Genomic DNA, 22,572 nt, shown 5'->3' with positions numbered 1-22,572 from the left:
CTGGTCGGCCAGCCCGCTGAGCCGCACGGTGAGGTCGAGGTCGTGCGCCGCGCCGGGGCCGGGCAGCCGCGCGACCCGCAGGCCGAGCACCGTCGGGCCGCCACCGCCGTGCACGGGCGACACGTACGCCGCGAGCAGGGTGTCGCGCAGCACCAGCCGCACCGCGCCGTCGGGGTCGACCCGCCGGGCGCGTCCGGTGAACGTGGCGAGGTCCTGCATGGCGCCGCGGCCGGGCAGCCGCAGCACCGGCACGCCGCCGGGGCCGGGCACCGCGCCGGTGCCGTGCTCGCCGGAGGTGCTCACGCCGTCGCCCGGCTGCGCTGACGGAACCGGACGGGCTCGCCGCGCAGGGCGTCGAGCCGCTCGACGTCCTCGGGGGCCAGCCGGCGCGGCCGCTCGTTGGTCAGGTCGTAGACGACGAGGGTCGACTCGGCCACCGCGTACACCACCCTGGGCTCTCCTTCGTGCTCGTCGTAGACCTCGTAGCCGACGTCGATCTGCGCCCCGGCCAGGCGGGTGATCCACAGGTCGATGTGCACCGGCTCGGGCCGCCAGGTCAGCGGCTTGCGGTACTCGATGCGGTGGGCCACGACGAGGATGCCGGTGTCGAGCAGGCTGCTGCCGCCGGCGCTGCGCCGCCCGCCGAACGCCTCGATGCGGGCGTCCTCGAAGAAGCGCAGGTACTGCACGTTGTTGACGTGACCGTAGGCGTCCATGTCCGACCACCGCATCGGGTAGTCGCATCGGTAGTGGGCCATGGGCACATGCTCTCGGTCGCCGACGCGCGGCGCCCGCCGGGGTAGGTTGACGGCGTGCCGAGCGGTCCCAGCGACGTGCTGCCGGGCCTCGACGTCGCCGCCCTCTCCCGGTGGCTCGACGCCGAGCTCCCCGGGCTGCGCGCCGGGCCCCTGCGGGCCGAGCTGATCACCGGCGGCCGGTCGAACCTCACCTACCGCCTCGACGACGGCGAGCACCGCTGGGTGCTGCGCCGCCCGCCGCTGGGTCACGTGCTGGCGACGGCGCACGACATGGTGCGCGAGCACCGGGTGCTGAGCGCGCTCGCCGGCACGGCGGTGCCGGTGCCCGAGGTCGTGGCGCTCTGCGCCGACGACAGCGCGATCGGTGCCCCCTGCTACGTGATGCAGCACGTCGACGGTCTGGTGGTGCGCACCGCGCGCGACGTCGAGCAGGTGCCGGCCGACCGGCGCCACGACCTCGGGCTGCGCAGCATGGACGTGCTGGCCGACCTGCACGCCGTCGACCCGGGCGCGGTGGGGCTGGCCGACTTCGGCCGCCCGCAGGGGTTCCTGGCGCGGCAGGTGCGACGGTGGGGCGCCCAGCTCGACGCGTCGCGCAGCCGCGACCTGCCCGGCGTGGAGGCGCTGCGCGACGGCCTGGCGGCGACCGCACCGGACGGCGGACGGGTGGCGGTCGTGCACGGCGACTACCGGCTCGACAACCTCGTGGTGCATCCCGGCTCGTTCGAGGTGGCGGCGGTGCTCGACTGGGAGATGTCGACGCTCGGCGACCCGATGGCCGACCTCGGGCTGCTGCTGGCGTACACCGACGGCCTGTCGGACCCCTCGAACCCGGTGGCGCAGGGCCTCGCTGCCGGAGCGCACGGCCCGACGGTGTCCGAGCTGGTCGAGCGGTACGCCGGGCGCGCCGGCGGCGCCGACCCGTTGCGCGGCCTCGACTGGTGCCGGGCGTTCGGCTTCTTCAAGATCGCGGTGATCCTGGAGGGCATCCACTACCGGTGGGTGCAGGGGCAGACCGTGGGCGCCGGCTTCGACCGGATCGGCGCGGTGGTGCCGTCGCTGGTCGAGCGCGGGCGCGCCGCGCTGACGGAGGAGCGGGTGACGCGGTGAGCGAGGTGCTGGCGCACGACGTCGACGGCGAGGCGGACGGCCCGCGGGTGCTGCTGCTGCACACCGGGGCGACGCACCGCGCCATGTGGGACCCGCAGTGGCCGACGCTGCTGTCGCACGGGTTCCGCGTCGCGCGCTGCGACCTGCGCGGCTACGCCGGCGACCCGCCGTCCGGTCGGGTCGACCAAGTGGCCGACCTCGAGGCGCTGCTGGCGCACCTCGACTGGCGCGACGTCGCGGTCGTCGGACCGTCGTACGGCGGGTACGTCGCGCTGTCGCTCGCCGCGGCCAGCGAGCGGGTGGGGCGGCTGCTGCTGATCGACCCGGCCACCACGACCCTGCAGCCGTGCGAGCGGCTGCGTGCCCTGTGGACCGCCGAGCGCGCCGCCCTGGCCGCCGGCGACGTCGACGCAGCGGTGCGCGCGAACGCCGACACCTGGGTCGGTCCCGAGGCGACTCCGGCCGGGCGCGCGGCCTTCACCACCCAGCAGCGTGCGGTGTTCGAGGTGCAGCTGGCCACGCCGGACGACGTCGAGGAGGTCGAGCACGAGCCGGACGCCGCCACCGTCGAGGTGCCGACCACGGTGGTGGTGGGGCTGCACGACCTGCCCTCGTTCGTCGACGCCGCGCGCGAGCTGGCCGTGGCGCTGCCGCACGGCACGCTGGTCGAGCTGGCGTGGGCCGGGCACGTGCCGAGCATCGAGGACCCCGAGCGGTTCGAGCCGGTGCTGCTGGACGCCCTGCGCCGCAACGGTTCTGGAGGCTGACTCAGTGGACTTCACGCACGACGAGCGCACCCTCGACCTCGTCGGCCGGCTCGAGGCGTTCATGACCGAGGCGGTGCTGCCGGCCGAGCCGGTGTTCGCCGAGCAGGCGCAGGCCGCGCGCGACCGTGGCGAGCCCTGGACCCGCCCGCCGGTGCTGCGGCAGCTGCAGGCCGAGGCCCGCGGCCGCGGGTTGTGGAACCTCTTCCTGCCCGACGCACCCGACGGCACCCGGCACGGCGCGGGCCTGACGAACGTGCAGTACGCGCCGCTCGCCGAGGTCATGGGGCGCTCGCCGCACATCGCCCCGGAGGCCTGCAACTGCAACGCCCCCGACACCGGCAACATGGAGGTGCTGGCGCAGTTCGGCACCCCCGAGCAGCAGCAGCGCTGGCTCGGACCGCTGCTGGACGGGCGGATCCGCTCGGCGTTCTGCATGACCGAGCCGGACGTCGCGTCGTCCGACGCCACGAACATCCGCACCCGCATCCGGCGCGACGGCGACGACGTGGTGGTGTCGGGGCGCAAGTGGTGGTCGACCGGCGCGATGGACCCGGCGGCCGAGCTCCTCGTCGTGATGGGGCAGAGCGCCGACCCCGACGACGAGCACGTCGACCGGCACCGCCGGCAGTCGATGGTGCTGGTGCCGCGCGACACCCCCGGCGTCACGATCGTCCGGGGTCTGACGGCGTTCGGCTACGACGACGCGCACCACGGTGGCCACGCCGAGGTGACCTTCGACGACGTGCGGGTGCCGGCCTCGAACCTGCTGGTCGGCGAGGGCGAGGGGTTCGCGATCGCGCAGGCCCGGCTCGGCCCCGGCCGGGTGCACCACTGCATGCGGCTCATCGGCATCGCCGAGCGCGCGCTCGAGCTGATGTGCCGCCGGGCGTCGCAGCGCGTCGCGTTCGGCAAGCCGCTCGCGGCGCAGGGCGTCGTGCAGGCGCAGGTCGCGTCCGCCCGCATCGCGATCGAGCAGGCGCGGCTGCTGGTGCTGAAGGCCGCGTGGCTGATGGACACCGCCGGCAACCGCGCGGCGCACACCGAGATCCAGGCGATCAAGGTGCTGGTGCCCTCGGTCGTGCAGCAGATCGTGGACGACGCCATCCAGGTGCACGGCGGCGCCGGCGTCTCGGCCGACACCCCGCTCGCCGAGCTGTGGGTGGCCGCGCGCACGCTGCGGCTGGCCGACGGCCCCGACGAGGTGCACCGCGCCTCGCTGGCGCGCCGCGAGCTGCGCCGCTGGGCCGACGCGTGAGCGACTTCTCGCACCCCGACCCTGCCCAGCGGCCCGCACAGCCGCCGAACCCCTACGGCACACCGCCCGCGGGCCCGCCCGGCCCGGTGCACGGCGCACCGCAGCCCCCGCCGTACGCCTACCAACCGTCCTTCCAGCCGGCCCCCGACGCGCGACGCGGCCCGGGCGGCGTCGCCGTCGCCGGGCTGGTCGTCGGCGGGCTCGCCCTGCTCGGCGTCGTCGTGCTCGGGCTGGTGCTGCTCGCGTGGTGGGGCGGCGGATTCGACGAGGGCGACGACCTCGTCGGCACCGCACCGCAGGTCACGCAGCTGGCGTACCCCGGCTACCAGCTCGCCGCCGAGGTCACGCGGATGCTCGAGTTCGAGGGGTACGAGGTCTCCGGCACAACCTGCCCGGTGACGCCCGCCGTCCGCGACGGCGAGCTCACCGAGTGCACCGCCACCGTCGACGGCGACGAGTACGAGGCCGACGTCGTGTGGTCGGACGACCGCGGCCACTTCGAGCTGTACGGCTCCTGGACCGACTGAGCCCCCCACTCCTCGCACGCCGAGCTGCCACTTCCGGGGGTCGCAGGCGGCCCCGACGTGCCCCGGAAGCGGCATCTCGGCGGCATCTGGAGGGGTGCCGAGATGCGAGTAGAGGTTCACCGAGCGCAGCGATGATGAACCGCTACTCGCATCTCGGCAAGAGCGGTCAGGCGAGCGACGGGTAGAGCTGCCGGAGGTCGCCGGAGAGCAGCGACTTCACGCCGCGGCTGGTGTCGTCGGCCAGCACCTCGGGCTCACCGGCCTCGACGCCGTCGAGCGTCGCCCGGGCCACCAGCGCCGGGTCGGCCTTGGGCACGTCGAGCCCGGCGGTCATGTCGGTGTCCATGTACCCGACGTGCAGCGCGGTGAGCGACGTGCCCTGCTCGGCGAGCTCCTGGCGCAGCGCGTTGCCCATGGCCCACTCGGCCGCCTTCGCGGCGCCGTAGGCACCGGCGCCCGGCAGGTGCAGCCACGACAGCGCGGACAGCACGTCGACCACCGCTCCCCCACCGTTGCGCTCGAGCACCGGTGCGAAGGCCCGCACCACCTGCAGCACCCCGAGCACGTGCGTGTCGAGCTCGAGCCGGACGTCGGACAGCTCTCCGTGCAGCAGCGAGGCGCCGGTCGCGATGCCGGCGTTGTTCACCAGCAGGGTCACGTCGTGCGCGGTCTCGGCGGCGGCGACGATGCTGTCGGGGTCGAGCAGGTCGAGCCGCACCGGCACCACGCGCGGGTCGGTGACGTCGACCGAGCGTGGGTCGCGGGCGGCGGCGTAGACCGTGCGCGCGCCGCGGGCGAGCAGCTCGTCGACGAAGCGGCGGCCGAGGCCGCGGTTGGCGCCGGTGACGAGGGCGACGGAGTCGTGGATCGTGAAGGAGGTCATGCCCCAGCAAACCTCGGAGGCTGAGTAGGTATTTCCTACTGAGCCAGCGGGTAGGCAGCCGTCGGCACGAAGCGCGCCTCGCTCGGCGGCACCTCCCGGCCCTGCCGGTCGACGAACCCCACGTGCAGGGCGCGGGTGCCGCCCACGACGCGCCGCACCATCGTCGGCCCCTCGGCGACCGGGTCGTGCAGGTCGCCCCACTGCTGCAGCGCCCCGAGCACCACCTTGAGGTCCTCCCCGGCCGGCGTGAGCCGGTACTCGAACCGCGTGCGCGACCCGGGCTCGCGGTACGGCACCCGCTCGAGCACCCCGTGCTCGACGAGCCGGCCCAGCCGGTCGGTCAGCACGTCGGGCGCGATCTGCAGCCGGTCGCGCAGCTCGGCGAACCGGGTCACGCCCAGCGTCGCCTCCCGCAGCACCAGGAACCCCCACCGATCGGCGAGCACGTCGAGCGTGCGCGCGATCGCGCAGAGCCGGCCACCGGGTATCCCGTCCCTCGCCATCCACCGAGCCTACGTCGTCCGCACCAACCCAGCCGCTCCCCTGCTGCCGAGTTGCCACTTCCTGGGGTCGCGGAGGCCCCGAGGTGCCCCGGAAGTGGCAACTCGCGGGGTCGGCAGCGGTCAGCGGGGTGCGGAGAGCCGCTGCTGCAAGCGGTTCATGCCGTCGAGCCACCCGTCGACGTCGGCCGCCTTGGCCCGCACGTAGTCGGCCACCTCGGGGTGCGGCAGCACGAGGAACTCGCCCGTTCCCAATGCGTGCAGCACCGCGTCGCCGACCACCTCGACGTCGACCGCGTCGGGGCCGAGCAGCGCCTCGCCGAGGGCACCGGCGGAGGTCAGCATCGGCGTCCGCACGCCCTGCGGGCACAGGGCCTGCACGACGATCCCCTTGTGCGAGTAGCTGAGTCGCAACCACTCGGCGAAGGCGACGGCAGCGTGCTTGCTGACGGCGTAGGGCGCGCTGCCGAGCATGGTGAGCAGCCCGGCGGCCGACGCGGTGACGAGCAGGTGCCCGCGACCGCGCTCGAGCCAGCGCGGCAGCAGCGCCTCGGCGGCCCGCACGTGGGCCAGCACGTTCACCTCGAGCGCCTGCGACCAGGCGGCGGGCGTCGCGGCGGAGCGGCCGGTGACCCCACCCTGAGGGGCGACGCCGGCGTTGGCGCAGAACAGGTCGATCTCGCCGAGGTGGTCGCGCGCGGCCTCGACGAGCGCCCGCACGCCCGCCTCGGACGCCGCGTCGCCAGGCACCGCGAGCGCGCCCACCTCGTCGGCCACCGCCCGCGCGGAGTCGGCGTCGACGTCGTTCACCACGACCCGCGCTCCCTCGGCAGCGAACCGGCGCGCCAGGTGGGCGCCGATGCCCGACCCGCCCCCGGTCACCACGACGCCGGCTCCCTGCAGCTGCAGCGACTCAGCCACGCTCGACCACCACCCGTCCCGTCGTCCGGCCGCCTGCGAGGTCGGCGAGCGCGCCGGGCACGTCGTCGAAGCCGACCCGCCTCGACACCAGCGGCTGCGCCAGGCCGGCCGCGACGAGCTCGTCGATCTCGTGCTGCGCCTGCCGCACCAGCTCGGGCGCACGCGTCTGGTACGGCCCCCAGTGCAGGCCGAGCACCGCGTAGTTCTTCAGCAGCAGGTGGTTCGCCGGTGGCCGAGGCACCTCGCCGCTGGTGAAGCCGACGACCACGACCCGGCCCTCGAACGCGACCACCTTGGTCGACGCGGTGAACGCGTCACCACCGACCGGGTCGAAGACGACGTCGGCGCCGTCGGGGCAGGCCTCGCGCAGTGCCGCCACGAGCCCGTCGACGCCGTCGCACGCGAGCCGGTCGACCACCGCGTCGGCGCCCAGCTCGTGCGCGACGTCCACCTTCTCGGGACCACCGACCACCGCCACGACCCGCGCCCCGCCTGCCAGGCCGAGCTGCACCGCGGCGCTGCCCACGCCCCCGGCCGCCGCGTGCACCAGCAGCGTCTCGCCCGGCTGCAGCGCCGCCCGGCGGTGCAGGCCGAACCACCCGGTCTGGTAGGCGACGAAGAGCGCGGCGGCCTCCGCGTCGTCGAGCTCGGACGGCGCGGCGAACGCCTGACCCGCCGGGAGCACCGCGACGTCGGCCAGCCCACCGTGCGGCAGCTCGGGCATCCCCAGCACCCGGTCGCCGACGGCGAACCCCTCGACGCCGTCGCCCAGCGCCGTGACCGTGCCGCACACCTCGATGCCGGGCGTGAACGGCAGCTCCGGACGCACCTGGTACCGCCCGGAGGCGAGCAGGACGTCGGGGAAGTTCAGCGCGCACGCCGACACCTCGACCTGCACCTGCCCCGGCCCGGCCCGCGGCACGGGGACGTCGGTCGCCAGCTCGAGCGCGGACGCCGGGTCGCCGAGCCGCACCACCTGCCAGGCCCGCATCGTGCCGGTCACCCGAGGCCGCCCGAGCGCGTGATGCCGCCGTCGAGCACGAGCGTCTGCCCGGTGATCCAGCTCGCGTCGTCCGACAGCAGGAACGCGATGGCCGCGCCCACGTCGTCCGGCCGGCCGAGGCGCCGCAGCGGGTAGCGGCTGGCGACACCCTCCTCGTCGTGCGCGTAGAGCGCCTGCGCGAACTGGGTCTTCACCACCGCCGGGGCCACCGCGTTGACCCGCACGGCCGGGGCGAGCTCGATCGCCAGCGACTCGGTGAGCTGGATGAGCGCGGCCTTGGTGACGCCGTAGAAGGCGATGCCCGGCGCCGGTTGCAGGCCGGCGATCGACGACACGTTCACCACGGCGCCGCCGTCCGCGAGCCCCGCGCGCAGCGACGCCTGCGTCCAGGCGAGCGTCGACACGACGTTCGTCTCGGTGATCTTGCGCGCGACGTCGAGGTCGAGGTCGGCGAGCGGGCCGTAGGCGGGGTTGATGCCGGTGTTGTTCACCAGCAGGTCGAGCGGGCCGAAGGCCTCGGTGACCCGCGCCAGCACCTCGTCGCGGTGCGCGGCGTCGTCGGCCCGGCCGGCCACGCCGATCGCGACGTCCGGCCCGCCGAGCGCCTCGACGGCGGCGGCCAGCGGCTCGGCCTTGCGCGCGGTGATCGCGACCCGGGCACCCTCGGCGACCAGCCGCTCGGCGGCGGCGAAGCCGATGCCCCGCGACGCGCCGGTGACCAGCGCGACCTTGCCCTGCAGGCCCCTCACAGCCCGAGGTCCCGGCCGATGAGCTCCTTCATGATCTCGTTCGAGCCGGCCCAGATCTTCGTGACCCGGGCGTCGCGCCAGGCCCGTGCCACCCGGTACTCGTTCATGTAGCCGTAGCCGCCGTAGAGCTGCACGCACTCGTCGAGGACGTCGTTCTGCACCTGCGCGCTCCACCACTTCGCCTTCGCGGCGTCCGGCGCCGACAGCTCGCCGCGGGCGTGCGCGAGCACGCACTGGTCGACGAACGCCTGCGTGACGTCGATCGTCGTCTGCAGCTCGGCGACCTTGAACTTGTTGTGCTGGAACGACCCCACGGCCTGGCCGAACGCCGTGCGCTGCTTCACGTACTCGATGGTCTCGTCGAGGATCTGCGCCGCGTGCGCCGTGTTCGAGACGGCGGCGCCGACCCGCTCCTGCACCAGCCGCTCCATCATGTGGATGAAGCCCATGCCCTCCTCGCCGATGCGCAGCGCGTCGGGCACCCGCACGTCGGTGAAGAACAGCTCGGCGGTGTCGGACTCGGTCTGGCCGACCTTGTCGAGCTTGCGACCGCGGGTGAACCCCGGCATCCCGGTCTCGACGCCGAACAGCGTGATGCCCTTGGCGCCCCTCGAGGCGTCGGTGCGCGCCGCGACGATCACCAGGTCGGCGCCGTACCCGTTGGTGATGAACGTCTTCGAGCCGTTCAGCACCCAGTCGTCGCCGTCGCGCACGGCGGTGGTCTTCAGGGCAGCCAGGTCGGAGCCACCGCTCGGCTCGGTCATCGCGATGGCGGTCACCAGCTCGCCCGACACGAACCCGGGCAGCCAGCGCGCCTTCTGCTCGTCGGTGGTCAGCTCGACGAGGTACGGCGCGCAGACGCTGGCGTGGATGCCGATGCACGAGCTGATCGACGCCGAGACGCGGGCGATCTCCTCGGCCGCGACGGTGCCGAACAGGTAGTCCTCGCTGCCCCCGCCGCCCCACTCGTCCGGCACGTGCAGCCCGAGCAGCCCGGCCTTGCCCGCCTCGAGCCAGAACTCGCGCGGCAGCGCCCGCGCCTCGACGAACTCGTCCATCCGCGGCACCACGTGCCGCTGCAGGAACTCGCGGGTCGTGGCGCGCAGCGCCTCGTGCTCCTCGCTGTACAACGTGCGGCGCACCGTCGGGCCTCCCTCGACTGCTGGGTCGCGGCTCAGCGGTGACTGAGCGCTCGCTCACCTGCTAACTTCGCGGCTGCGTGCCCGTGCTGTCAACCACCGGAGGTCACGTCGTGCCCGCCGCCCCGCACCCCCGCCGCGCCGCCCGCGGGGTGCCGCGCGACACCGCCTCGCGCGGCCACCGGGCCGACGTCGCAGAGGCGTTCGCCGACCTGCCCGACGTCCCCGAGACGCAGCGCCGGGTGCTCGTGGCAGCGATCGAGGCGTTCGCGGCGCGCGGGTACCACGCGACCACCACGCGCGACCTCGCCGTCGGCGCGGGCCTGTCACCTGCCGGCCTCTACGTGCACTTCGCCAGCAAGCAGGCGGTGCTGGCGCGGGCCAGCCTGCTCGGGCACGAGGCCGCGGTGCGGCTGGTCGAGCAGACGCTGGCCGGCGCCGGTCCGGGCCCCGCCGCACGCGTCGGTGACCTGGTGCGCACCTTCACCGCCTGGCACGCCCGGCACGTGCTGGTCGCCCGCGTCGTGCAGTACGAGCTGGCCGCGCTGGCCCCGGCCGAGCTCGAGCAGGTGGTCGCGCTGCGCCGCCACATCGAGCAGCTGGTCGAGGCGGAGGTGCGGCGCGGCGTGGCCGACGGGTCGCTGCGCACCGAGAGCCCGCACGACGCGACCCGCGCGCTGCTGTCGCTCTGCATCGACGTCGCGCGCTGGTACGACCCGGCCGGCGAGCAGTCGCCGGACGACGTCGGCGAGCGCTACGGCAGGCTGGTGCTGCGCATGCTGGGTGCGCACGACGCGTGACGGAGGAGTCAGTGACCGACGCAGGCACGGTGGACGACGCGCAGCCGGACGACGCGCAGCACGGTGAGCAGCTGCTGCGGCAGCTGCTGACGGTGCTCGACCTGCGCCCGCAGGGGGTCGACGCGCACGGGCAGGACGTGTTCGAGGGCGAGAGCCAGTGGCAGCCGCACGGACGGGTCTTCGGCGGTCAGGTGCTGGGTCAGACGCTCGTCGCGGCCGGGCGCACCGTGCCCGCCGGGCGCACAGTGCACTCGATGCACGGGTACTTCATCCGGCCCGGCGACGCGCGCGACCCGATCCGCTTCGCCGTCGAGCGGCTGCGCGACGGCCGCTCGTTCAGCACCCGCCGGGTGCACGCGATCCAGCACGAGCAGCCGATCCTGTCGATGATCGCCTCGTTCCAGACCGCGCAGGACGGCATGGAGCACCAGGACGAGATGCCCGACGTGCCGCCGCCGGAGGACCTGCCCACCACGCGCGACCTGCTGGGCCACGTCGACCACCCGGTGGCGCAGTACTGGGCGAACGAGCGGCCGATGGACCTGCGGCACGTGCAGCAGCCGATCTACTGGGAGGCCGACCCGCACCGCGTCGCGCACCAGGCGCTGTGGATGCGCACGCCCGCGCCGATGCCGGACGACGAGCTGCTGCACCGCGCGGTGCTCGGCTACGCGAGCGACTACACGCTGCTCGAGTCGGTGCTGCGCCGGCACGGGCTCACCTGGGCGACGCCGCAGATGAAGTCCGCGAGCCTGGACCACGCGATGTGGTGGCACCGCCCGGTGCGGGTCGACGAGTGGCTGCTGTACGTGCAGGCCAGCCCCTCGGCGACCGGTGGGCGCGGGCTCGGTGTCGGGCGGGTCTTCAGCCGCGACGGGCGGCTCGTGGCCTCCGTCGCGCAGGAGGGGATGACCCGCGCGCCGGCCGGTTGGCCGGAGTGACCTTCGTCTCTCTCCACGCAGGAGTGACTTCAGGACCTCCTGGGTAGCACCGAGACTCTCTGGGAAGCCCCCGTCACGAACGGCGGGGCACCCGGTGCGCGCCGAGCCTCGCCACGGCACCGGGATCGTCGAACACGACGCGTTGGTGGCGAGGACGGAGCGCCCAGGCAGTCCGCACGACCGGCAGCACGCCGCGTCGAGCTTGGGGGTAAGGACGTCGACGACCCGCACGGGTCGGACGACGGACCGGGTGTACAGGTGCCCGACCCCGACAGGTCCCGCTTCGCAGGTGCGACCTGGAGACCCCTATGTCCGCGACCCGTCGCGTGCTCCACCATGCCCGGCTGCCCCTCCTCGCGATCCTCGTCGCCGTGGGCGTGCTCCTCCCCCAGTCCGTCTCGACCGCCCCGAAGGCCCACGCCGCCGTGAGCGCCAAGGTCGGCGCGAAGGCCCTCACGCTCGTCGCCACCCGCAAGGGCGCGAAGTACAAGATGGGCGCCGTCGGCCCCCGCGCCTTCGACTGCTCCGGTCTGACCAAGTGGACCTACGCCCGCCTCGGCAAGACCCTGCCGCACAACGCGCAGGCGCAGTGGAAGGCCACCAAGCACCTCAAGAAGTCCGACCGCCGGGTCGGCGACCTGGTCTTCTTCTTCAGCGGCAAGCACGCCTACCACGTGGCCGTGTACGCGGGGCACGGCAGGATCTGGCACGCCCCCAAGCCGGGCAGCCGCGTCAAGCTCGCCAAGCTGTGGACGTCGAAGGTCAAGTACGCCCGGGTGCGCTGAGCACCAGCAGCCCCTCCGCACCCGCGGACGACGACGGCCGCCCCACCCCCTCGGGGGTCGGGCGGCCGTCGTCGTCTGGTCCGGCTGGGCGGCTCAGTCGCGGGTGAGCTTGCGGTGCGTCAGGCGGTGCGGGCGGGCGGCGTCGACCCCCAGCCGGTCGACCTTGTTCTCCTCGTAGGAGGCGAAGTTGCCCTCGAACCAGTACCAGCGCGACGGGTTCTCCTCGGTGCCCTCGTAGGCGAGGATGTGCGTCGCCACCCGGTCGAGGAACCACCGGTCGTGGCTGATGACCACGGCGCAGCCGGGGAACTCCAGCAGCGCGTTCTCGAGCGACCCGAGCGTCTCGACGTCGAGGTCGTTCGTCGGCTCGTCGAGCAGCAGCAGGTTGCCGCCCTGCTTCAGGGTGAGCGCGAGGTTCAGCCGGTTGCGCTCACCGCCGGACAGCACCCCCGCCGCCTTCTGCTGGTCGGGGCCCTTGAAGCCGAACGTCGACACGTAGGCGCGCGACGGGATCTCGGAGTTGCCCACCTTCATGTGGTCGAGGCCGTCGCTCACGACCTCCCACACGTTCTTCTTCGGGTCGATGCCCGAGCGGTTCTGGTCGACGTACGCGATCTTGACCGTCTCGCCGACCTTCACCGAGCCGTCGTCCGGCTCCTCGAACCCGACGATCGTCTTGAACAGCGTCGTCTTGCCCACGCCGTTCGGGCCGATGACGCCGACGATGCCGTTGCGCGGCAGCGTGAACGAGAGGTCGTCGATGAGGACCCGGTCGCCGAAGCCCTTCTTCAGGTCGTGGGTCTCGATGACGATCGAACCCAGCCGCGGGCCCACCGGGATCTGGATCTCCTCGAAGTCCAGCTTCCTCGTGCGCTCGGCCTCCGACGCCATCTCCTCGTACCGCGCGAGGCGGGCCTTCGACTTGGTCTGGCGGCCCTTCGCGTTCGAGCGCACCCACTCCAGCTCGTCCTTGAGCCGCTTGGCGAGCTTGACGTCCTTCTTGCCCTGGACCGTCAGGCGCTCCTGCTTCTTCTCCAGGTACGTGGAGTAGTTGCCCTGGTACGGGTAGAGCCGGCCGCGGTCGACCTCGGCGATCCACTCGGCCACGTTGTCCAGGAAGTACCGGTCGTGGGTCACGGCCAGCACGGCACCCTCGTAGGCGGACAGGTGCTGCTCGAGCCACTGCACGCTCTCGGCGTCGAGGTGGTTGGTGGGCTCGTCGAGCAGCAGCAGGTCGGGCTTGCTGAGCAGCAGCTTGCACAGCGCCACCCGGCGGCGCTCACCACCCGACAGCACCGTCACGTCGGCGTCCGGGGGCGGGCACTGCAGGGCGTCCATCGCCTGCTCGAGCTGGCTGTCGAGGTCCCACGCGTCGGCGGCGTCGATGACCTCCTGCAGCTTGCCCATCTCCTCCATCAGCTCGTCGGAGTAGTTCTCGGCCATCTCCGCGGCGATGTCGTTGTAGCGCTGGAGGGCGGCCATGGTCTCGCCGGCGCCCTCCTGCACGTTGCCGAGCACCGTCTTCTCCTCGTTCAGCGCCGGCTCCTGCTCGAGGATGCCCACGGTGAACCCGGGGCTCAGCCGCGCCTCGCCGTTGGAGGGCTGGTCGAGCCCGGCCATGATCTTGAGGATCGTCGACTTGCCGGCGCCGTTGGGGCCGACGACGCCGATCTTGGCGCCCGGCAGGAACGACATGGTGACGTCGTCGAGGATGACCTTGTCGCCGTGCGCCTTGCGCGCCTTGGTCATGGTGTAGATGAACTCGGCCATGCCCCCGAGGCTAACGGGCGCCGGGTCGCGGCGACGAACCCGCTCCGCCGTCGCGACGCTCACGCCGCCGCCTCGGCGCCGGCGGCGGCCCCGTCCGCGAGCTCACCGGGCGCTGGGTCGCTGCCGTCGGCGGCCCCCTCCCCGGCCCGCTCGCCGGCCGACTGCCCGGCCGCGGACTGCCCGCCGCCGCTGCCGCGCGACACCTTGGCGAACTGCGACGAGCCCCGGCGCAGGTCGTGGCCGACGCTGACCGCCTCGACCTCGAGGTCGACGCCGGACTGGCCGTCGTGGTCCCAGTCGCGACGGGTGAGCGTGCCGTGCACGACCACGGGCTGCCCCTTCGTCACCGACTGCGCGACGTTCAGCGCCAGCCCGCGCCAGCAGACGACGGTGAGCCAGGTGGTGCTGGTGTCGACCCACCCCTGCAGCTCGCGGTCGAAGCGGACGGCGGTCGAGGCGACGCGGAAGCTGGTGCGGGCGACCCCCGCCGGGGTGATGGCGTGCCGGGGCTCGGTGGCGACGTTGCCGAACACGGTGGTGGTGATCTCGTTCACGGTTGCTCCTCGTCAGGGGTCGGGCGGACGAGAGGCAGCCTGCGCCGACGCGGCGACCGGGCGCAGCCGTCGGCCGACCCCTGTGGAGAACTCAGTCCCGTCGTCCACCTGTGGACGAGCGGCGAAGGGGGCTAGCGCGGTGCGCTAGCGAGCACCGCGAGCGCCTGCCGGGTCTCGCGGTGGTCGCGCAGCACGCCGGCGACCGGCTCGAGCACGCGGGCTCCTGCGACGCCGGCCACCGCGTCGTCGAGCCGTCGGCGCACTCGGGCGCCGCGGCGCCGCGCCGAGACCCGGGCCAGGGCACCGACCAGCAGGCCCAGCAGGAAGCCGAGCAACAACCCACCGACCAGCAGCAGCGTGGGCAGCGGCACGACGCCGACCTCCGGGGTCGGCAGGTCGGGCAGCCCGAGCGCACCGACGACGGCCAGCGCCACCAGCCACACCAGCCCGACGGCGGCCGCGAGCGCCAGCAGCAGCTGCCCGGCGCCGAGCACCCGCCAGCCGCCGCGGCGCGAGCGCCCGAGGTCGGGGCCCACCACGGCCTGGTCGACGGCGTCGACGAGGTCGCCGCCGCTCGGCATGGCGGCGGCCCGCACGGCCTCCTGCCAGGGGCGCGGCAGACCGTCGGCGGCGTGCGTCGCGACCTGGCGGGTGGCGAGGTCGAGGCGGGCGAGCTGGGTGGGGCCGGGCGGCGGCAGCGACGAGCGGCGCACGCTGGTGGCCAGCGCCTCGCGCGAGCTGGAGCCCGCACCGGCGTCGTCGCTGGTGCCGTGGTCGAGCCGCAGCCGGCGCAGCGGGTCGGGTCGCAGCCGGCGCACCCAGCTGGTGACCGGCCAGCCCGCCGTGCCCACCGCGGCGCGCACGGCGTCGGCCTGCACGGCCTGCACCACCGCGGGCACCCCGGCCACGTCGCCCAGCACCCGCACCAGGTCGGTGCCGGCCAGCAGGCCGGCAGCGTCGTCCGGGTCGCGCTCGCGGTCGCCGACGCCTGGGCGCAGGTCGCCGGCGGCGTGCCGCAGGTCGGCCACGAGCCGCTCGGTGCGGGCCACCCGGCGTCCGACGGCGTCGCCGAGCAGCTCGCGCAGGTGCGGCAGCCCGTCGCCCCGGACGGCGGAGGTCGGCAGCACCTCGGCGTCCCGCAGCCCGTCGGCACGCACCAGGCGCGTCAGGTCGCGCAGGCAGGCCTCGCGCGAGGCGTCGTCGAGCCGGTCGGCCTGGTTCAGCAGCACGACGGTGACGGCGTCGTGGCCGGACAGCCGCGACAGGTACCGGCGGTGCACCGCGGCGTCCGCGTACTTCTGCGGGTCGGTCACCCAGACCAGCACGTCGACCAACCCGACCAGGCGGTCGACCTCGAGCCGGTGCGCGACCTCGGTGGAGTCGTGGTCGGGCAGGTCGAGCAGCACCAGGCCGCGCAGGTCGTCGGCCTCGTCGCTCAGCTGGCTCTCGTGGCTGAGCCGGTGCCGGCTGGGCACACCGAGCCAGTCGAGCAGCTCGTCGGCGCCCTCGGCACCCCACACGCAGGCGGTCGCGGACGACGTGGTGGGACGCCGCGCGCCGGCCTCGACGAGCTCGAGCCCGGCGATCGCGTTGAACAGGCTCGACTTGCCGCTGCCGGTGGCCCCGGCGAGTGCGACGACGGTGTGCTCGCCGGAGAGCCGCATGCGCTCGCCGACCTTGCCCACGAGGGTGCGCGCGCGCCGGGCGGCGGCCTGGTCGAGCCGGTGGCCGCCGGCGTCGAGGGCGCGCTCGAGCGCCTGGACGCCGTCGCCGAGCTCGAGGCCCTCGACGGTGCGGCGGCGCCTCACGCGGGCACCCGACGGGCCCGCTCGACGTCGGACGCCGCGCGCTCGAGGGCCGCGACGTCGACCACCGCCGCGGCCTCGTCGAGCACCTCGACGTAGCGCGCGTGGTCGAGGTCGAGCAGCTCGCCGCTGCGCTGCACCAGGTCGGTGCGGGCCCGGGCGGCGAGGGTGCGCACGGCCTGGTCGCCGAACACCGCCTCGAGCACGCGCTGGGCGAGCAGCGCGGTGCCGCCGGCGATGCCGACCTCGGCCCCCGACAGCCCGGCGGTCTGGCTGAACACCACGAGCATGAGCAGCACGCCGAGGCCGTTCACGCCGTACGACAGCGCCCGGGCGGTGGCCCGCTTGTCGCCGCCCTCGTCGCGCACCAGCTCGAGCACCGCGCCCTGCCAGTCGCGCACCATGCGGCCGATGCGCTCGGGGGTCTCGGCGTCCGGCCGCTCGAGCGCGGGGTGCGCGTCGAGCAGCGCGGCGCCCCCCGGCGTCCCGCGCCAGCGTCGTGCGGCGTCCTCGTCGGCGGCCTCGGCCTGCGCGCGCACCAGCTGCTCGACGCCCGACTGCAGCGCCTGGCCGAGGTCGGGCTGGGTGTGCGGGCGGCCGCGCAGCGCGGAGGAGATGCGGTCGCGCCAGCCACCCACCCGCTCCTGCAGCGAGCGCAGCAGCTCGCCGGTGCCGACGACCTCCTGCCAGCGGGCGAGGATCTCGCCGCGCAGCAGCGAGCCGTCCGACAGCGAGCGGTCGACGTCGCGCCGGGCCCGTGAGTAGGCCTCCGCGGCCTCGACGCGCAGCCGCTCGTGCGCCAGCCGCTGCAGGCCGAGCGCGGTGACCAGCCCGTCGGTGCGGGTGCTCATGGTGTCGAGCCAGCCGTCGAGCGTGCGCCGGACGACGGCCTGCCGCGCCGAGTCGTCGCGGGCCAGCGCCGACAGCCAGCCGAGCACCGGCGCCACGACGGGCACCGGCAGCAGCCCCGCGTCGTCGACCTGGCTCTCGGGCACGACGAACAGCGGGGACGACGTCAGCCCCCGCTCGCGCAGCATCTCCGACAGGTGCGAGCGCACCTCGACGACGGCCGCCTGCGGCACGCGGTCGAGCACCACCGCGACGGCCGCGCCACGGCTGGCGGCTCCGTGCAGCAGCGTCCACGGCACGGCGTCGGCGTAGCGGGCCGCGCTGGTGACGAACAGCCAGAGGTCGGCGGCGGCCAGCAGCTGCTGCGCGAGCTCGCGGTTCGCGGCGACCACGCTGTCGATGTCGGGGGCGTCGAGCAGCGCCAGGCCCGGCGGCAGCGCGTCGCTCGGCACCAGGTGCACGGTGGTGATGCGCGCGTCGTCGTCGAGCACCCGCTTCGCGAGCGCCGGCGCCCCGGTGGTGCGGGCCAGCGACGGCAGCACCCGTGCGTCGTCGAACCAGTGCGCGTCGTCCGGGTGGTGCACGAGCACGGGCGCGCGCGTCGTCGGCCGCAGCACCCCGCCCTGGCTGACGGTGCGCCGCAGCAGCGAGTTGACCAGGGTCGACTTGCCCGCACCGGTCGAACCCCCGACCACCGCGAGCAGCGGCGCGTCGAGCGCCCGCAGCCGCGGCAGCACGTAGTCGTCGAGCTGGTCGACCAGCGCCTCGCGCTCGCGCCGGGCCGCCGTCACGCCCTCGACGCCCAGCGGCAGCGCCGTCTCACCGGCACGCTGGCGCAGCCGCTCGACGGCGTCGAGCAGGGCGTCGCGGCCCGGGGCGGTGGTCATGGCGCGCTCAGCATCGCGGGTGCGGGTTGCCCGATCAACTCGGACCGGGCCCCGATGACGCGGCACTGACCTGCGACGACGCCCCGCGAGCCCCCGCCGAGGCCCCCGCCGCCGCACCCCGCACGCCCTAGACTCGGAGCGGCCCGGCCCCGCCGAGCCCGGCGCCCGTAGCTCAACGGATAGAGCAGCGGCCTTCTAATCCGCCGGTTGCAGGTTCGAGTCCTGCCGGGCGCGCCGCCCCGTGCTCGACCAGCCCGCACCACCCCGCCACCAGGGCCGACACGACCGCGGCAAGGCACCCGAACGGCACATCGATGCCCATGCAGCCGTCTCCGGACCGTCCAGGTCGCCCAGCGGCCGAGCGGCGTCCAGACCTCTCACCCGTCGCCCCCACGGAGACGTCCCGCGTCAGCGTCCGACGCCGGCGGCCGGCTGCTGCGGATGCCGCCGAACCTCTGAGCTCGGACCGGGCGGTCAGCGCCGCACGGGCGGATCGGTCGGCGGGCCGGTGCCGGTGTGCTCGTACAGGGTCCAGAAGCGGCCCGACCACCACCGCCAGGTGCCGGACCCGGCCGACTGCTCGCACCAGCCCGCGCCGGGCAGGGTCGCGCTCCTCGGCGGGCGCTTGGACCACTGCCAGCAGAAGTACGCGGCGCCCAGCAGGACGCCCAGCCCGACCAGCCCGACGAGGCCGTTGACGAGGTAGAAGAAGACAGCCGGCGGCATGTCGCTCTCGGCCCACTCGCGCTCGGGGGCGGCACGCAGGTCGCGCGCCACGAGCCGGGCGGTCTCCGCCCCGACCACGAGCGCGAGCACCAGGAAGACCGCGGCCGCGGCCCGCCAGGCGAGGGCGCGACGGCTGGGCACGGCACGCCCCGTACCGACCCACGGCACCGCTGATGGCGGGTTCGCACCCGGCCGCGCGGCTCAGCCAGCGTGCCCGATGGCGAACGCGGTGAGGAAGCCGAGGGCGGTGATGAGGCCGGTGGCGGCGTGGGCGCGCTCGAAGGCCTCGGGGATCATCGTGTCGGCGAGCATCGCGAGGATGGCGCCGGCGGCGACGGCGGTGATGACGGCGACCGTGGTGGGCGAGGCGCCGGCGAGCAGGGCGTTGCCGAGCAGGGCGGCGAGGCCGCTGGCGACGGCGATGCCGACCCAGACGCCGAAGACGTATCGGGCGGGGCGGCCGGCGCGGCGCATGCCGGCGGCGCTCGAGAGGCCCTCGGGCACGTTGGAGATGAACACGGCGGCCAGCACGCCGACGCCGACGCCGCCCCCGCCGAGCAGCGACAGGCCCAGCACGATCGATTCGGGGACGCCGTCGAGCAGGGCGCCGATCGCGATGGCGGCGCCGCTGCCGGCGCTGTCGCCCTCGGACGGCTGCTGGTCGCCGGACCGCTTGCGGTGCCGGGCGCCGCGCCGGGCGAGCAGGGTGTTCGCCACGACGTAGACGACGGAGCCGGCGAGGAACCCGGCGACCGTCGGCGCGAGACCGCCGGCTCGCTGGGCCTCGTCGACCAGGTCGAACGCCAGCGCCGAGATGAGCACGCCCGCACCGAACGCCATGACGGTGGCCACCACGGCCTGCGGCACCCGCGCGAACCAGGCGACGAGGGCGCCCAGCACGAGCGCCCCGCCACCGACCAGCCCCCACAGACCGGCCTCGAGCCAGATCGGCACCGTCGTCCTCCCGTCCGCCGGTCGCCACTGCGGCCACCGCGCCACCCGAGTCTGGGGGCCGCGCGACGTCGCGCAACCGGACGCGCGCAGGCGGGGTGAGGGCTACGGCACCAGCAGCAGCGGCTGGCGCGACGTGCGGGCGGGCAGCACGGCGGGTGGCAGGTCGAGCACCTGCGCGGACGCCGCGTCCGACCGGTCCTCCGCCACCAGGCCCACGCCGGTGGCCCGGCCGGCGAACGCGAGCGGGAACGCGGTGAGCTGCCACAGCTCGCCGCCGGGCAGGTCGACCTGCCGCTCGAACCCCTCGTGGCGGCCGGCCGCGACGGCGGTGAGCGAGCGCAGGTGCTGGCGCCCGAGCGCCGGCAGCAGCTCGTCGACCGGGGCGCCGATCACGTCCTGCTCGCGCGCGGCGCCGACGAGGTCGAGCCAGCGCGGGTTGGCACAGGTGCACCGCAGGTCTCGGTCGAAGCCGGCCAGGGCGACGGGGAGGTACTGGACGAGGACGCCGAGCGCGTCGGCGGAGGGATGGCGCATGGCGCACTCCGAGGAGAACGAGCCGCTCGTGCCGCTGGGGTCTCACCGTCGAAGGGGCTCGTGAGGAAGATATCGGACCAATTGCGTATGCGCCAGACTCTTTGCGCGGCGGGGTTCCTGACGTCCGCCGCGCGCCGCCAGTGGCCTCAGCGCCCGACGAAACCGTACCGGTGCGCGGCCACCTGGCGCAGCAGCTCGCGCTCCACGGCCCGGCCCTCGTCCTGCACGGTGCCGCGCACCAGCCGGTCGCGGTGGAAGGCGAGGTCGGTCGAGACGTCCTGGAAGCCGCGCATGGCCCGGGCGGCGACGGGGCCGCCGGTGCGCCGCGCCCACGAGCGGGCCTGCCGCCGTCCGGCCGTGGAGCCGAGCATCTCGACCTCCGCCGGCACGAACCACCCGCTGGCCGCGTAGACGCCGAGGTGGTCGGCGACCAGTCGCACCTCGCGCCGCCGCGCCCACAGCGCGAACGACACCGCGGCCAGGAAGATCGGCACCTGCACCAGCACGTAGAGCGACAGGAACCCGCGCAGGCCGGCGACCGCGCTGAGGTTCCACAACCCGTGCAGCGTCACCGCGACGAGGTACCCCACGACGGGCGCGACCACCCTCGTGACGCGGTGCCGGCTGCGCACCGCCAGGCCGATGCCCACGCCCGTCGCCATCGTGAAGAGCGGGTGGGCGAACGGCCCGAGCACGGCGCGCAGCACGAACGTCACGGCCAGCCCCTGCGTGCCGCTCTCGGCGAGCGCCCGCCCCAGGTAGAGCACGTTCTCGGTGAACGCGAAGCCGATGCCGGCCAGGCCCGCGTAGACGATGCCGTCGACCACGCCGTCGAAGTCGCGTCGGCGCCACAGCACCACCAGCACCACGGCGGCGCCCTTGCAGGCCTCCTCGACGAAGGGGGCGACCAGCACGGACGAGGCCTGGACGTCGCCGCCGGAGTCGCGCAGCAGCACGAGCGAGTAGGTGTTCAGCACCAGGGCGATCGCCGTGGCGACCACCGCGCCCCAGGCGAACGCGAAGAGCACCAGGGACGTCGGCTCGGCCTCGAACCGGTCGAGCCACAGCAGCGCGGGCACCACGACCGACACCGGCACCAGCGCCAGCACGAAGCCCGCGACCAGGCCGGTCAGACCGGTCTCGGTGCTGATGGCGACCAGCGTGGTGAGCCCGCAGGCGAGGAACACCAGCACCACGAACGCGACGAGCAGCGCGCGCACCACCGTGGAGCGCGCGGTCCGCCGCGCCGGGGTGGACGCCGGCACCTTCGCGGCCGCGCGCGGGACGGTGGACCAACCCGGCGTCGACATGCGCCGCAGGGTATCGGCGGCCGAGCACGGACGCCGCCGGTGCGGCGGCGGGCTGTGGACGACGTCGGCGCGTAGCGTCTGCGCGATGGGGCGGCACTCGCACCGCGGGCCGGGGCGTCCGGTGCCGTGGGACCTGATCGGCTGGACGGCGTTCGCGTGCGTCGCGGGCGCGCTGGCCGTGCTGTGGGTGAGCCGCTCGTGGACGGTGGCGGTGCTGGTGGTGCTGGCCGGGGCGCTCGGGCTCGGGGTCGTCACCCTGTCCACCCTGTCCACCCGGTCCACCCGCGCCGGCCGGACCGGCGGCGCGGACCGCCGGCGCGGCTAGGCGCGCCGCGGGCACCGGCTGTCACCACGACGTCATAGGGTGACCGGGTGGAACAGTCTGCCGACCGCATCGTCTGGATCGACTGCGAGATGACCGGCCTCGACCTGCAGCGCGACGCGCTGGTCGAGGTGGCGGTGCTCGTCACCGACTCCGAGCTGAACGTGCTCGGCGAGGGCCTCGACGTCGTCATCGCCCCACCGCCCGAGACGCTCGAGACGATGCCGGACGTCGTCCGCCAGATGCACACCACGAGCGGGCTGCTCGACGAGCTCGCCGACGGCATGACGCTGGCCGAGGCGACGACCGCGGTGCTCGACTACGTGAAGGGCTACGTGCCCGACGCCCGCAAGGCGCCGCTGGCCGGCAACAGCATCGGCACCGACCGCGGGTTCCTGGCCCGCGACATGCCCGAGCTCGACGACCACCTGCACTACCGGGTGATCGACGTGTCGTCGGTCAAGGAGCTGGCCCGCCGCTGGTTCCCGCGGGCCTACTTCCACGCGCCGAAGAAGGCCGGCGGCCACCGGGCGCTCGCCGACATCCAGGAGAGCATCGACGAGCTGCGTTACTACCGCGCTGCCGTCTTCGTGCCGCAGCCCGGCCCCGACTCTGCCGCCGCCAAGCAGGCCGCGGCCTCGGTGCGCTCCCCCGGCACCCCCGGCTAGCGCGGCCCGTCCACCTGGGCGGGAACCGGGTCGGAGCACCCCGGCCGACCCGCTA

General features: G+C 74.8%; 24 protein-coding genes, 1 tRNA gene and 1 pseudogene. 10 read left to right on the top strand and 16 right to left on the bottom strand.

Features of this window, described 5'->3' with window-relative positions:
- Window positions 1-303 (bottom strand): annotated as a pseudogene (locus ACYVI6_RS06075) (hypothetical protein); the annotation flags it as partial.
- On the bottom strand, window positions 300-758 hold the full coding sequence (locus ACYVI6_RS06070) for an acyl-CoA thioesterase (protein ID WP_460445505.1): 459 nt from the start codon (window positions 756-758) through the stop codon (window positions 300-302). The gene ACYVI6_RS06070 and the pseudogene ACYVI6_RS06075, both read right to left, overlap by 4 nt.
- A gap of 54 nt (window positions 759-812) precedes the next feature.
- Between ACYVI6_RS06070 and ACYVI6_RS06065 the strand changes: the two genes are divergently transcribed.
- From ACYVI6_RS06065 to ACYVI6_RS06050, 4 genes are read left to right on the top strand one after another with little or no spacing between them, the layout of a single operon-like run.
- Window positions 813-1,868, top strand: coding sequence for a phosphotransferase family protein (locus ACYVI6_RS06065; RefSeq protein ID WP_460445504.1), 1,056 nt, complete (start codon window positions 813-815; stop codon window positions 1,866-1,868).
- Window positions 1,865-2,635: an alpha/beta fold hydrolase gene (locus ACYVI6_RS06060; RefSeq protein WP_460445503.1), complete on the top strand. Its 771-nt coding sequence runs from the start codon at window positions 1,865-1,867 to the stop codon at window positions 2,633-2,635. The genes ACYVI6_RS06065 and ACYVI6_RS06060 overlap by 4 nt, the downstream gene beginning before the upstream one ends.
- A 4-nt stretch (window positions 2,636-2,639) precedes the next feature.
- Window positions 2,640-3,890, top strand: a complete 1,251-nt coding sequence (locus ACYVI6_RS06055; protein WP_460445502.1) for an acyl-CoA dehydrogenase family protein — start codon at window positions 2,640-2,642, stop codon at window positions 3,888-3,890.
- Entirely contained in the window at window positions 3,887-4,417 is a 531-nt protein-coding gene (locus ACYVI6_RS06050; RefSeq protein ID WP_460445501.1) for a DUF4333 domain-containing protein, read from the top strand. Before ACYVI6_RS06055 ends, ACYVI6_RS06050 begins: the two co-directional genes overlap by 4 nt.
- A gap of 166 nt (window positions 4,418-4,583) precedes the next feature.
- Here the strand turns inward: ACYVI6_RS06050 and ACYVI6_RS06045 are convergent, their stop codons facing one another.
- The 6 genes from ACYVI6_RS06045 to ACYVI6_RS06020 form a co-directional block, all read right to left on the bottom strand.
- Window positions 4,584-5,300: an SDR family oxidoreductase gene (locus ACYVI6_RS06045; protein ID WP_460445500.1), complete on the bottom strand. Its 717-nt coding sequence runs from the start codon at window positions 5,298-5,300 to the stop codon at window positions 4,584-4,586.
- 35 nt (window positions 5,301-5,335) lie between these two features.
- The gene (locus ACYVI6_RS06040) at window positions 5,336-5,803 is read right to left on the bottom strand and encodes a winged helix-turn-helix transcriptional regulator (protein WP_460445499.1); all 468 of its coding nucleotides are present in this window, start codon (window positions 5,801-5,803) and stop codon (window positions 5,336-5,338) included.
- Between the two features lie 120 nt (window positions 5,804-5,923).
- Window positions 5,924-6,721 carry an SDR family oxidoreductase gene (locus ACYVI6_RS06035; protein ID WP_460445498.1) on the bottom strand — a complete coding sequence of 266 codons (798 nt, stop codon included), beginning with the start codon at window positions 6,719-6,721 and terminating at the stop codon, window positions 5,924-5,926.
- Window positions 6,714-7,712, bottom strand: coding sequence for an NADPH:quinone oxidoreductase family protein (locus ACYVI6_RS06030; protein WP_460445509.1), 999 nt, complete (start codon window positions 7,710-7,712; stop codon window positions 6,714-6,716). The genes ACYVI6_RS06035 and ACYVI6_RS06030 overlap by 8 nt, the downstream gene beginning before the upstream one ends.
- An 8-nt stretch (window positions 7,713-7,720) precedes the next feature.
- A complete protein-coding gene (locus ACYVI6_RS06025; protein WP_460445497.1) occupies window positions 7,721-8,473 on the bottom strand; it encodes an SDR family oxidoreductase in 753 nt (250 codons plus the stop codon).
- The gene (locus tag ACYVI6_RS06020; protein WP_460445496.1) at window positions 8,470-9,615 is read right to left on the bottom strand and encodes an acyl-CoA dehydrogenase family protein; all 1,146 of its coding nucleotides are present in this window, start codon (window positions 9,613-9,615) and stop codon (window positions 8,470-8,472) included. Before ACYVI6_RS06020 ends, ACYVI6_RS06025 begins: the two co-directional genes overlap by 4 nt.
- Window positions 9,616-9,725: 110 nt before the next feature.
- On the opposite strand from ACYVI6_RS06020, the gene ACYVI6_RS06015 reads away from it, so the two are divergent.
- The 3 genes from ACYVI6_RS06015 (at window position 9,726) to ACYVI6_RS06005 (ending at window position 12,138) form a co-directional block, all read left to right on the top strand.
- Complete coding sequence (locus tag ACYVI6_RS06015) at window positions 9,726-10,412, top strand: TetR/AcrR family transcriptional regulator (RefSeq protein ID WP_460445495.1); 687 nt, start codon at window positions 9,726-9,728, stop codon at window positions 10,410-10,412.
- 74 nt (window positions 10,413-10,486) lie between these two features.
- Complete coding sequence (locus tag ACYVI6_RS06010; RefSeq protein ID WP_460445508.1) at window positions 10,487-11,353, top strand: acyl-CoA thioesterase; 867 nt, start codon at window positions 10,487-10,489, stop codon at window positions 11,351-11,353.
- A gap of 371 nt (window positions 11,354-11,724) precedes the next feature.
- Window positions 11,725-12,138 carry a C40 family peptidase gene (locus tag ACYVI6_RS06005; protein WP_460445494.1) on the top strand — a complete coding sequence of 138 codons (414 nt, stop codon included), beginning with the start codon at window positions 11,725-11,727 and terminating at the stop codon, window positions 12,136-12,138.
- A gap of 93 nt (window positions 12,139-12,231) precedes the next feature.
- Here the strand turns inward: ACYVI6_RS06005 and ettA are convergent, their stop codons facing one another.
- From ettA to ACYVI6_RS05985, 4 genes are all read right to left on the bottom strand, one after another.
- Window positions 12,232-13,908 (bottom strand): energy-dependent translational throttle protein EttA, encoded by a 1,677-nt coding sequence (gene ettA, locus ACYVI6_RS06000; RefSeq protein WP_460445493.1) that lies wholly within the window; start codon window positions 13,906-13,908, stop codon window positions 12,232-12,234.
- A gap of 59 nt (window positions 13,909-13,967) precedes the next feature.
- Window positions 13,968-14,462, bottom strand: coding sequence for a single-stranded DNA-binding protein (locus tag ACYVI6_RS05995; protein WP_460445492.1), 495 nt, complete (start codon window positions 14,460-14,462; stop codon window positions 13,968-13,970).
- Between the two features lie 131 nt (window positions 14,463-14,593).
- A complete protein-coding gene (locus ACYVI6_RS05990) occupies window positions 14,594-16,270 on the bottom strand; it encodes a GTPase (protein ID WP_460445491.1) in 1,677 nt (558 codons plus the stop codon).
- The gene (locus tag ACYVI6_RS05985) at window positions 16,267-18,003 is read right to left on the bottom strand and encodes a dynamin family protein (protein WP_460445490.1); all 1,737 of its coding nucleotides are present in this window, start codon (window positions 18,001-18,003) and stop codon (window positions 16,267-16,269) included. Before ACYVI6_RS05985 ends, ACYVI6_RS05990 begins: the two co-directional genes overlap by 4 nt.
- 161 nt (window positions 18,004-18,164) lie before the next feature.
- On the opposite strand from ACYVI6_RS05985, the gene ACYVI6_RS05980 reads away from it, so the two are divergent.
- A tRNA-Arg gene (locus tag ACYVI6_RS05980) sits at window positions 18,165-18,237 on the top strand.
- A 240-nt stretch (window positions 18,238-18,477) separates the two neighbouring features.
- Here the strand turns inward: ACYVI6_RS05980 and ACYVI6_RS05975 are convergent.
- The 4 genes from ACYVI6_RS05975 to ACYVI6_RS05960 all read right to left on the bottom strand — a co-directional run bounded on the left by ACYVI6_RS05975 (window position 18,478) and on the right by ACYVI6_RS05960 (window position 21,527).
- Entirely contained in the window at window positions 18,478-18,870 is a 393-nt protein-coding gene (locus ACYVI6_RS05975; RefSeq protein ID WP_284287787.1) for a hypothetical protein, read from the bottom strand.
- A gap of 60 nt (window positions 18,871-18,930) precedes the next feature.
- Window positions 18,931-19,683, bottom strand: coding sequence for a ZIP family metal transporter (locus tag ACYVI6_RS05970; protein WP_284287789.1), 753 nt, complete (start codon window positions 19,681-19,683; stop codon window positions 18,931-18,933).
- A gap of 102 nt (window positions 19,684-19,785) precedes the next feature.
- Window positions 19,786-20,217, bottom strand: coding sequence for a PAS domain-containing protein (locus ACYVI6_RS05965; protein WP_460445489.1), 432 nt, complete (start codon window positions 20,215-20,217; stop codon window positions 19,786-19,788).
- Between the two features lie 146 nt (window positions 20,218-20,363).
- Window positions 20,364-21,527, bottom strand: coding sequence for a PrsW family intramembrane metalloprotease (locus tag ACYVI6_RS05960; protein ID WP_460445488.1), 1,164 nt, complete (start codon window positions 21,525-21,527; stop codon window positions 20,364-20,366).
- A gap of 85 nt (window positions 21,528-21,612) precedes the next feature.
- Between ACYVI6_RS05960 and ACYVI6_RS05955 the strand changes: the two genes are divergently transcribed.
- Window positions 21,613-21,852: a hypothetical protein gene (locus tag ACYVI6_RS05955; protein WP_460445487.1), complete on the top strand. Its 240-nt coding sequence runs from the start codon at window positions 21,613-21,615 to the stop codon at window positions 21,850-21,852.
- 47 nt (window positions 21,853-21,899) lie between these two features.
- Entirely contained in the window at window positions 21,900-22,517 is a 618-nt protein-coding gene (gene orn, locus ACYVI6_RS05950) for an oligoribonuclease (RefSeq protein ID WP_460445486.1), read from the top strand.
- Window positions 22,518-22,572 lie beyond the last annotated feature (55 nt).

The organism is Angustibacter aerolatus (assembly GCF_054776675.1).
The sequence above is the reverse complement of the archived record's forward strand: the minus strand, read 5'-3'. Positions and strand labels throughout refer to the sequence as shown.